Origin of the sequence: Blautia parvula (genome assembly GCF_020215665.1) — a bacterium.
Taxonomy (GTDB): Bacteria; Bacillota; Clostridia; order Lachnospirales; family Lachnospiraceae; genus Blautia; species Blautia celeris.
In genome coordinates this window covers 3,656,171-3,667,121 of sequence record NZ_CP084061.1, presented here as the reverse complement: position 1 = coordinate 3,667,121, position 10,951 = coordinate 3,656,171, and the positions used below count along the sequence as shown (strand labels likewise).

8 protein-coding genes are annotated in these 10,951 nt (G+C 47.0%); all 8 read left to right on the top strand.

From position 1 onward, the window contains the following. Window positions 1-9 precede the first annotated feature (9 nt). The 8 genes from rpoC (at window position 10) to LC508_RS16820 (ending at window position 10,925) form a co-directional block, all read left to right on the top strand. Window positions 10-3,723, top strand: coding sequence for a DNA-directed RNA polymerase subunit beta' (gene rpoC / locus LC508_RS16855; protein ID WP_033139949.1), 3,714 nt, complete (start codon window positions 10-12; stop codon window positions 3,721-3,723). A gap of 93 nt (window positions 3,724-3,816) precedes the next feature. After that, a complete protein-coding gene (locus tag LC508_RS16850) occupies window positions 3,817-5,115 on the top strand; it encodes a glycoside hydrolase family 3 protein (RefSeq protein WP_103731423.1) in 1,299 nt (432 codons plus the stop codon). Between the two features lie 182 nt (window positions 5,116-5,297). Then, window positions 5,298-5,711: a 30S ribosomal protein S12 gene (rpsL, locus tag LC508_RS16845; protein ID WP_018596937.1), complete on the top strand. Its 414-nt coding sequence runs from the start codon at window positions 5,298-5,300 to the stop codon at window positions 5,709-5,711. A gap of 206 nt (window positions 5,712-5,917) precedes the next feature. After that, window positions 5,918-6,388 (top strand): 30S ribosomal protein S7, encoded by a 471-nt coding sequence (gene rpsG, locus LC508_RS16840; protein WP_206539809.1) that lies wholly within the window; start codon window positions 5,918-5,920, stop codon window positions 6,386-6,388. A 14-nt stretch (window positions 6,389-6,402) separates the two neighbouring features. After that, window positions 6,403-8,523, top strand: a complete 2,121-nt coding sequence (fusA, locus tag LC508_RS16835) for an elongation factor G (protein WP_033139947.1) — start codon at window positions 6,403-6,405, stop codon at window positions 8,521-8,523. A 150-nt stretch (window positions 8,524-8,673) separates the two neighbouring features. Next, window positions 8,674-9,867 carry an elongation factor Tu gene (gene tuf / locus LC508_RS16830; RefSeq protein ID WP_033139946.1) on the top strand — a complete coding sequence of 398 codons (1,194 nt, stop codon included), beginning with the start codon at window positions 8,674-8,676 and terminating at the stop codon, window positions 9,865-9,867. 322 nt (window positions 9,868-10,189) lie between these two features. Continuing rightward, the gene (locus tag LC508_RS16825) at window positions 10,190-10,525 is read left to right on the top strand and encodes a nucleotidyltransferase domain-containing protein (protein ID WP_033139945.1); all 336 of its coding nucleotides are present in this window, start codon (window positions 10,190-10,192) and stop codon (window positions 10,523-10,525) included. Beyond that, entirely contained in the window at window positions 10,518-10,925 is a 408-nt protein-coding gene (locus LC508_RS16820; RefSeq protein ID WP_033139944.1) for a HEPN domain-containing protein, read from the top strand. The genes LC508_RS16825 and LC508_RS16820 overlap by 8 nt, the downstream gene beginning before the upstream one ends. Window positions 10,926-10,951: the final 26 nt, after the last annotated feature.

Sequence of the window (10,951 nt, the reverse complement as noted above, 5' to 3'; positions counted from 1 at the left end):
GAGTCCACAATGCCAGAAACAGCAAATAAAGAGGCATATCAGCCAATGACCTTTGATGCCATCAAAATCGGATTGGCGTCCCCGGAGAAAATCCGGGACTGGTCCAGAGGCGAGGTTAAAAAACCGGAAACCATTAACTATAGAACCCTGAAACCGGAAAAAGACGGCCTGTTCTGCGAGAGGATTTTCGGACCGAGCAAGGACTGGGAATGTCACTGCGGTAAATACAAGAAGATCCGTTATAAAGGCGTTGTCTGCGACCGATGCGGCGTTGAAGTAACAAAAGCCAGTGTCCGCAGGGAGCGTATGGGCCATATTGAACTGGCAGCACCGGTCTCCCACATCTGGTACTTCAAGGGTATCCCGTCCAGAATGGGACTGATCCTGGATCTTTCCCCAAGGTCCCTGGAGAAAGTTCTGTACTTTGCCAACTATATTGTTCTGGATGCAGGCACCACGGAGCTGCAGTACAAACAGGTACTGACAGAGAAAGAGTTCCAGGATGCCAGAGAAAAATACGGCGACGGTGCGTTCCGCGTAGGAATGGGCGCGGAGTCCATTATGGAACTGCTGGAAGCCATTGACCTGGAAAGAGAATCCAAGGAGCTGAAAGCCGGCCTCAAGGATTCCACAGGACAGAAGCGTGCTCGTATTGTAAAACGTCTTGAGGTTGTGGAAGCCTTCCGTGAATCCGGAAACCGTCCGGAGTGGATGATCATGACAGTGGTACCTGTCATTCCGCCGGACCTTCGTCCTATGGTTCAGTTAGACGGCGGACGTTTCGCAACATCTGACTTAAATGATTTATATAGAAGGATCATCAACAGAAATAACCGTCTGAAGAGACTGCTTGAACTGGGCGCTCCTGATATCATTGTCCGCAATGAAAAGAGAATGCTTCAGGAAGCTGTCGATGCCCTGATCGACAACGGACGCCGCGGCCGTCCGGTCACAGGACCGGGTAACCGTGCACTGAAATCCCTTTCCGATATGCTGAAAGGTAAATCAGGACGTTTCCGTCAGAACCTTCTGGGTAAACGAGTTGACTACTCAGGCCGTTCCGTTATTGTAGTTGGACCTGAACTGAAGATCTTCCAGTGCGGTCTGCCGAAAGAGATGGCAATTGAGCTGTTCAAGCCCTTCGTTATGAAAGAGCTGGTAAGCAACGGTACTGCTCATAACATTAAGAATGCCAAGAAGATGGTGGAGAAGCTGGAACCGGAAGTATGGGATGTACTGGAAGATGTCATCAAAGAGCATCCGGTCATGTTAAACCGTGCTCCTACCCTGCATCGTCTGGGTATCCAGGCATTTGAGCCTATTCTGGTTGAGGGTAAAGCAATCAAGCTGCATCCCCTTGTATGTACCGCGTTCAACGCCGACTTCGATGGTGACCAGATGGCGGTTCATCTTCCTCTGTCCGTTGAGGCGCAGGCAGAGTGCCGTTTCCTGCTTCTGTCTCCGAACAACCTGCTGAAACCGTCTGACGGTGGTCCGGTGGCTGTTCCTTCACAGGATATGGTTCTCGGTATCTACTATCTGACACAGGAGAGACCGGGCGTTAAGGGTGAAGGCAAGTATTTCAAGAGTGTAAACGAAGCCATTCTGGCTTATGAGAACGGATATATCACACTGCAGACCAGAATCCATGTACTCTGCAGCAAGACTCAGCCGGATGGCACAGTATTGGAAGACATTGTGGATTCCACACTGGGACGTTTCCTGTTCAATGAGATCATTCCGCAGGATTTAGGTTTTGTGGACCGTTCCGTTCCGGGCAATGAGCTGAAGCTGGAGGTTGACTTCCTGGTAGGCAAGAAACAGCTCAAACAGATTCTGGAGAAAGTAATCAATACCCATGGCGCTACCAGAACCGCAGAGGTGCTGGATAAGATCAAAGCCACAGGATACAAATACTCAACCAGAGCTGCCATGACCGTATCTATCTCCGACATGACTGTGCCGCCTCAGAAACCTGAGATGATCCAGAAGGCACAGGATACGGTTGACCTTATCACCAAGAACTTCAAACGTGGTCTTATCACGGAAGAAGAGAGATATAAAGAAGTCGTTGAGACATGGAAGAAGACTGACGATGAGCTTACCAAAGCCCTGCTGACAGGACTTGATAAGTACAACAACATCTTCATGATGGCTGACTCCGGTGCCCGTGGTTCTGATAAGCAGATCAAACAGCTTGCCGGTATGCGTGGTCTGATGGCCGATACAACAGGTCACACCATCGAGCTGCCCATCAAGTCCAATTTCCGTGAAGGTCTGGACGTACTGGAATACTTCATGTCCGCCCATGGTGCTCGTAAAGGTCTGTCCGATACAGCTCTGCGTACCGCTGACTCCGGTTACCTGACAAGACGTCTGGTTGACGTTTCCCAGGATCTGATCGTCCGTCAGGTGGACTGCTGTGAAGACAAAGGCGAGATTCCGGGTATGTGGGTGAAAGCCTTCATGGACGGAAGGGAAGAGATTGAAAGCCTTCAGGAGCGTATTACAGGACGTTTCTCCTGCGAGACCATCAAGAACGCCAAAGGCGAAGTGATCGTCAAAGCAAACCATATGATTACTCCGAAACGTGCCGCACGTGTGGTAAAAGAAGGGGTAAAAGAGAATGGGAAACCATATGATTCCGTTAAGATCCGTACGATCCTCACATGTAAATGCCACATCGGTGTCTGCGCCAAGTGTTATGGTGCCAACATGGCAACCGGTGAGCCGGTACAGGTGGGTGAGTCCGTAGGTATCATTGCAGCCCAGTCTATCGGTGAACCAGGTACACAGCTTACCATGCGTACCTTCCATACCGGTGGTGTTGCCGGCGGCGATATCACACAGGGTCTTCCCCGTGTGGAGGAGCTTTTTGAGGCAAGGAAGCCGAAAGGTCTTGCCATCATCACAGAGATCAAAGGTGTCGCCACACTGAAGGATACAAAGAAGAAACGTGAGATCATCGTCACAGACAATGAGGACGGCAACTCCAAGACTTACCTGATCCCTTACGGTTCCCGTATCAAGGTTCAGGACGGACAGTATCTGGAGGCCGGTGATGAGCTGACAGAAGGTAGTGTCAATCCTCATGACATTCTGAAGATTAAGGGCGTCCGCGCTGTTCAGGATTATATGATCCAGGAAGTACAGCGTGTATACCGTCTGCAGGGTGTTGAGATCAACGATAAGCATATTGAAGTTATTGTCCGCCAGATGCTGAAGAAGATCCGCATCGAGGACAACGGAGATACAGAATTCCTGCCGGGAACCCTGGTTGACGTTCTGGACTATGAGGAAGAGAACGAGAGACTGATCAAAGAGGGCAAAGAGCCGGCAGATGGAAAACAGGTTATGCTTGGTATCACCAAGGCATCCCTGGCGACCAACTCCTTCCTGTCCGCAGCTTCCTTCCAGGAGACCACAAAGGTTCTGACAGAAGCTGCCATCAAGGGCAAGATCGACCCGCTGATCGGTCTGAAGGAGAACGTAATCATCGGTAAACTGATTCCTGCAGGAACAGGCATGAAGTGCTACTCCAACATTAAGCTGGATACAGATCTGGCTGAGGATGAAGAGGAGTACGAGGATGAACTTGAACTTGCTGAAGCCCTGGAAGAACTTCCGGCGGAGGATGAAGAGGAAGCTGTTCAGCTGACAGATGAGGTTGATGAGGTGGAACTTTCCGAGGAGGAAGAGGAAGCCGAACTGACAGAAGAATAATGCTATAACATACAAAAGACCGCTTTTCCGGAAAATGACCGGAGGAGCGGTTTTGTATATTCAGGTTATGCAGTCTTTTAAAGGAGGACAAGTATGAACAAAAAAAGAAAGTCACCTTTATGGATGCTGGTTCCCATGGGAGTCATCATCGTCGTTTTATCCATTGTCTTGATCGTCATTACCTTAAAGTCAGGAAACCAGAGAACAGAGACAGCATCTGCCTCCCATACCCAAAGCGGGGAAAAGGAGGAAGAGTCTGTAAACGCGGCAGATACGATACAGGAGAACCCCAAAGAGACGGATACAGGGCCGGCCCAGGTCTATGTATCACCTGATATCTCCCGTGAGGTTAAGGATAAAGTGAAGAGCATGAGCCTTGAGGAGAAGGCAGCGCAGCTTTTCTTTGTCACACCTGAGGACATCACCCAGGTGGATGCGGCTACCGTTGCCGGTGAGGATACAAAGAAAGCCTATGAGCAGTACCCTGTGGGCGGGATCGTATATTTTTCCCGTAATATCCAGGGACCGGATCAGTTGAAGGAAATGCTGTCAAAGACCCAGAGCTACGCGGAGGAGATTGCGGGGGTTCCGGTATTTCTGGGGGTGGATGAGGAGGGCGGAGAAGTGTCCCGGGTAGCGGGAAACAAAAATTTCTCTGTCACCAGATATGAGAGTATGCGGGCCATAGGGGACAGTAAGGATACTTCCCGTGCCTACGATGTGGGAAAAAACTTAGCATCCTATTTGAAAGAATTAGGATTTAATATAGATTTTGCTCCTGATGCGGATGTAATTACCAATTCTGGCAATACTGTTATAGGGAACCGTTCCTTTGGGGAAGACCCCCGTCTGGTTGGTGCTATGGCGTCACAGGTGGTTAAGGGGCTGCAGGACAATGGAGTCTCCGCCTGCCTGAAGCATTTTCCGGGGCATGGGGGCACTGTGGAGGACAGCCATGAAGGGCGGGCTTACACGGACAAGACCCTGGAGGAGATGGAGGCAGAAGAACTGGTTCCTTTTCAGGAAGGAATCAAGGCAGAGCCTGATTTCATCATGGCAGGGCATATCTCCATACCGAAATCCCTGGGGGATGATACGCCCGCGTCACTCTCAGAGCAGGTTCTGACAGGACTTCTCAGGGACAAGTACGGATATGACGGCCTTATTATCACGGATGCCCTGAATATGAAGGCGGTATCCGGGGTGTACAGTCCGGCTGAAGCTTCTGTGAAAGCGCTTCTGGCCGGTGCGGACATGCTTTTGATGCCGGATGATTTCAGGGCCGCCTACCATGGTGTGCTGGATGCCGTGGAGGAGGGAGATTTGAGCGAAGCGAGAATCGACGCCTCTGTGGAGCGCATTCTGCGTTTGAAAATGAAGAAATACCCGTAAAATTGTATTTTTTTGAAAAATTTCCTTGACAGCACGATTTTCCATGGATATAATGAGAGAGCGTGCATGGAGACGCAGTTTTTTTGCGCGTAAAATCATTTATTCATGATAATGAATAACTGGCAGCCACTCATTTCTTCTATAATAATATAGAAGAGAAATAATACAGGAGGTGAAATGGAATGCCAACATTCAATCAGTTAGTAAGAAAAGGACGTCAGACTTCCGTAAAGAAGTCCACAGCTCCGGCGCTTCAGAAGAGTTTTAACTCTTTACAGAAGAAGACCACAGATATGTCTTCTCCGCAGAAGAGGGGTGTGTGTACAGCGGTTAAAACTGCTACACCGAAAAAGCCTAACTCTGCTCTTAGAAAAATCGCCAGAGTTCGTCTTTCCAACGGAATCGAGGTAACAAGCTACATTCCAGGTGAAGGACATAACCTTCAGGAACATAGTGTTGTTCTTATCCGTGGCGGCAGGGTAAAAGACTTACCAGGTACAAGATACCACATCATCCGTGGTACACTTGATACAGCAGGCGTTGCTAACAGACGTCAGGCCCGTTCTAAATACGGCGCTAAGAGACCGAAAAAATAATTAATTAGAATCATTTGAAGTCACAGATATAACTATTAAGACTGATTTTGTACCGGGATTCCATAGACCCAGGTTGTGGCTGCGGGTTTCTATATAGGATTTACCGAGTACGGACATACAAAATAGTTGTGTGAGTACCGATGATCTAATCGTTAAGGGCAATGACCGTTGTCCGAATTTTGATAATGATTAAGGAGGGAAGTAACGTGCCACGTAAAGGACATACTCAAAAAAGAGACGTTTTAGCAGATCCGTTATACGGAAATAAAGTGGTTACCAAACTTGTCAATAACATTATGTTAGATGGTAAGAAGGGTGTAGCTCAGAAGATCGTATACGGTGCGTTCGCTAAAATGGAGGAAAAGGCCGGCAAACCGGCAATCGAAGTTTTTGAAGAAGCAATGAACAACATCATGCCGGTTCTGGAAGTAAAAGCCAGACGTATCGGTGGTGCTACCTATCAGGTGCCGATCGAGGTTAGACCGGAAAGACGTCAGGCATTAGCTCTTCGTTGGTTAACTCTGTATTCTCGTAAAAGAGGAGAGAAGACAATGGAGGACAGACTGGCTAATGAGTTATTAGATGCTATGAATAACACAGGTGCATCTGTTAAGAAGAAAGAAGACATGCATAAGATGGCTGAGGCAAATAAAGCATTTGCTCACTATCGATTCTAGAGGAGGAAAATCCATTGGCTGGAAGAGAATATCCGTTAGATAGAACCAGAAACATTGGTATTATGGCTCACATCGATGCCGGTAAGACCACTCTTACAGAGCGTATCTTATACTATACTGGTGTTAATTATAAAATTGGTGATACTCACGAAGGAACTGCTACCATGGACTGGATGGAGCAGGAACAGGAGAGAGGTATCACAATTACTTCCGCCGCTACCACCTGTCACTGGACTTTACAGGAAAACTGTAAAAGCAAACCAGGCGCACTGGAACATCGTATCAATATCATCGATACCCCAGGTCACGTTGACTTTACCGTAGAGGTAGAGCGTTCCTTACGTGTACTTGACGGTGCTGTTGGTGTATTCTGTGCAAAAGGCGGCGTTGAGCCTCAGTCTGAAAATGTATGGCGTCAGGCAGATACCTACAATGTACCACGTATGGCATTCATCAATAAGATGGATATCCTGGGTGCAGATTTCTATGGTGCCGTAGAACAGATTAAGACTCGTTTAGGTAAAAATGCAATTTGTCTTCAGCTCCCAATCGGTAAAGAGGATGAATTCAAAGGAATCATCGACCTGTTTGAAATGAAAGCCTACATCTACAATGATGAAAAAGGCGAGGACATTTCCATCACAGATATCCCGGAGGATATGGCTGATGACGCAGAACTGTATCACACAGAGTTAGTTGAGAAGATCTGCGAGTTAGATGATGACTTAATGATGGAATATTTGGAAGGTGAAGAACCTTCTGTTGAAGCTCTGAAAGCAGCCCTGAGAAAAGGAACCTGCGAATGTGCAGCCATTCCTGTATGCTGTGGTACTGCTTACAGAAACAAAGGTGTTCAGAAATTACTGGATGCCATTCTGGAATATATGCCTGCTCCTACAGATATCCCGGCTATCAAAGGTCAGGATATGGACGGAAACGAAGTTGAGAAGCATTCTTCTGACGACGAACCGTTCGCAGCACTGGCATTCAAGATCATGACTGACCCGTTCGTTGGTAAGCTGGCATTCTTCAGAGTTTACTCCGGTACCATGAACTCCGGTTCTTATGTGCTGAATGCAACAAAAGGCAAAAAAGAGCGTGTTGGACGTATCCTGCAGATGCATGCTAACAAGAGACAGGAACTGGATAAGGTTTACGCCGGCGATATCGCTGCTGCCATCGGATTCAAATTCACCACAACAGGTGATACAATCTGTGATGACCAGCATCCGGTAATCCTGGAATCCATGGAGTTCCCGGAACCTGTTATCGAGCTGGCTATTGAGCCTAAGACAAAAGCAGGACAGGGCAAACTGGGTGAGGCTCTGGCAAAACTTGCCGAAGAAGACCCGACCTTCCGTGCGCATACAGATAAAGAAACAGGTCAGACAATCATCGCCGGTATGGGTGAGCTGCATCTGGAGATCATCGTTGACCGTCTGCTTCGTGAATTCAAGGTAGAAGCTAACGTTGGTGCTCCTCAGGTTGCTTACAAAGAGACCTTTACCAAGAACGCTGATGTTGACAGCAAGTACGCAAAACAGTCCGGTGGTCGTGGACAGTACGGTCACTGTAAAGTTAAATTCGAGCCTATGGATGCCAATGGTGAAGAACTGTTCAAGTTTGAATCCACAGTTGTTGGTGGTGCTATTCCTAAGGAATACATCCCGGCTGTCGGCGAAGGTATCGAGGAAGCTATGAAGGCTGGTATCCTGGGAGGATTCCCGGTTGTTGGTATCCACGCAAACGTATATGATGGTTCTTACCATGAGGTCGACTCCTCCGAGATGGCATTCCACATTGCAGGTTCTCTTGCATTCAAGGAAGCTATGGCGAAGGCAGCACCGGTTCTCCTGGAGCCTATCATGCGTGTAGAGGTTACTACTCCGGAAGACTACATGGGTGATGTTATCGGTGATATCAACTCCCGTCGTGGACGTATCGAGGGTATGGATGATATCGGCGGAGGCAAGATGATCCGCGGATTCGTTCCTCTGGCTGAGATGTTCGGTTACGCAACAGACCTGCGTTCCAGAACACAGGGCCGTGGTAACTACTCCATGTTCTTCGAGAAATACGAGCCGGTTCCGAAATCCGTACAGGAAAAAGTACTTTCAGTAAAAACAGGAAAATAATAATTAAAAACTTGCAAATATCCTTGATTTGCAATATAATCAAGGATAGCAGGTTGAATATATTGATATTCCAACCGCCTCGTTATGAGGCAACAAAAAAATAATAAAATTGCCCAGACGGGGCGCATGTGAATAAGGAGGAAATTCAAAATGGCAAAAGCTAAATTTGAAAGAAGCAAACCGCATTGTAACATTGGTACCATCGGACACGTTGACCATGGTAAAACAACTCTGACAGCTGCTATCACAAAAACTCTTTCTGAGAGAGTTGCAGGTAACGCAGCAGTAGATTTCGCTAATATCGATAAAGCTCCGGAGGAGAGAGAACGTGGTATCACAATCTCTACTGCTCACGTTGAATATGAAACAGAAAACAGACATTACGCACACGTTGACTGCCCAGGCCATGCTGACTACGTTAAAAACATGATCACTGGTGCTGCTCAGATGGATGGCGCTATCCTGGTTGTTGCTGCAACTGATGGTGTTATGGCTCAGACAAAAGAGCATATCCTTCTGTCCCGTCAGGTAGGCGTTCCTTACATCGTTGTATTCATGAACAAATGTGATATGGTTGACGATGAAGAGCTGCTTGAGCTGGTTGACATGGAGATCCGTGAGCTGTTAAGCGAGTATGACTTCCCGGGCGATGACACACCGATCATCCAGGGTTCTGCTCTGAAAGCTCTGGAAGATCCCAGCAGCGAGTGGGGCGACAAGATCATGGAACTGATGGCTGCAGTTGATAGCTGGATTCCGGATCCTCAGCGTGACACAGACAAACCGTTCATCATGCCTGTAGAGGACGTATTCTCTATCACAGGTCGTGGTACAGTTGCTACCGGTAGAGTAGAGGCTGGTGTTCTTCACGTATCTGAAGAAGTTGAGATCGTTGGTCTGAAAGAAGAGACACGTAAAGTAGTTGTAACAGGTATCGAGATGTTCCGTAAACTGTTAGACGAGGCTCAGGCTGGTGATAACATCGGTGCACTGCTTCGTGGTGTTCAGAGAAACGAGATCGAAAGAGGACAGGTTCTGGCTAAACCAGGTTCCATCACCTGCCATACAAAATTCACAGCTCAGGTTTACGTTCTGACAAAAGACGAGGGTGGCCGTCATACACCGTTCTTCAACAACTATCGTCCGCAGTTCTACTTCAGAACAACAGACGTTACAGGTGTCTGCAACTTACCGGAAGGCACAGAGATGTGCATGCCTGGTGATAACGTAGAGATGACAATCGAGCTGATCCACCCGATCGCTATGAGCCAGGGTCTTACTTTCGCTATCCGTGAAGGTGGACGTACTGTTGGTTCAGGCCGTGTTGCTACAATCATCGAGTAATTAAATCTAAATATAGATTCGTACCGTATGGTACATTGTGTCCAAGCATAAGATGCCCCGGAACCGTAAGGTTTCCGGGGTTTTTCTGTTGTGTAAAAGAATAAAAGATTCGGCACTCAGTGTTTGCAGCAGAGCAGTGTGTGGGCGACAGAACGTAAGGCGTGGTTCTGTTTTGGTTCTATTTTTGATAGCTGATGTGGATTCAGCATGTTTTAATGGCAAATTGTTATTGTTGGACAAGCGGCATTAGTAAGATGATCATATATTCTTGTATACAAAGGAAATTGGATGGGATATAATAAAAATGAAAGGAGGATGTGATATGCCAGATGATGTAAGGAATGTAGTATATAAGTTTTCTTTGCAGTTGAGAAAGCTGTTGGGCAGCAGCTTATCGAAGGTGATTCTTTATGGTTCCTATGCTCGGGGGGATAATCATGATTTTTCCGATGTGGATTTAATGATATTGGTTAAAATGAGTGATTCGGAAATTAAGCGGATTGAAAATGATGTGTATGATATAGCCTTTGAAATAGAAATCGAGACGGGCATAGATATTTCTCCGATAATAAAGAATGAAGCACAGTATGAATATTGGGTGGACACTTTGCCTTTCTACAGAAATGTAAGAGATGAAGGGGTAGTGATAAATGGATAGCAAAGCGGAAGATTTATGCATATATAGGTATCGGACCGCGTTGGAGACTTTAGAAACGGCAAAATTGTGTATGGAAAACCGACATTATAAGGATGCTATTAATCGGGGCTATTATGCTGCATTTTATGCAATAAAGGCAGTATTAGCTTTGGGGGAGGTTGATTTTAAAAGACACAAAGATGCGGTTGCATATTTTAATCAGTATTTTGTGGCTACAGATATTTTTCCTAGAGAGATTGGGAGAAAGCTGGGGCGCCTAAAACGGAAAAGAGAAGCCAGCGATTATGATGATTTCTACATTGCTTCATTAGATGAGACTGCGGAGCAATTACATTCTGCTGAGGACATTGTGGTTAGTGTAAGGATCTATCTGGAGCAGAACAGAGGTATAGTGATATAAGCCGTGGTTCTAATATGGTTCTAAAA

Bases quoted from the DNA above. Each gene is read 5' to 3' on its own strand.
- tuf (WP_033139946.1), top strand. From the start codon at position 8,674: ATGGCAAAAGCTAAATTTGAAAGAAGCAAACCGCATTGTAACATTGGT.
- LC508_RS16825 (WP_033139945.1), top strand. From the start codon at position 10,190: ATGCCAGATGATGTAAGGAATGTAGTATATAAGTTTTCTTTGCAGTTG.
- rpoC (WP_033139949.1), top strand. From the start codon at position 10: ATGCCAGAAACAGCAAATAAAGAGGCATATCAGCCAATGACCTTTGAT.
- rpsL (WP_018596937.1), top strand. From the start codon at position 5,298: ATGCCAACATTCAATCAGTTAGTAAGAAAAGGACGTCAGACTTCCGTA.
- LC508_RS16820 (WP_033139944.1), top strand. From the start codon at position 10,518: ATGGATAGCAAAGCGGAAGATTTATGCATATATAGGTATCGGACCGCG.
- LC508_RS16850 (WP_103731423.1), top strand. From the start codon at position 3,817: ATGAACAAAAAAAGAAAGTCACCTTTATGGATGCTGGTTCCCATGGGA.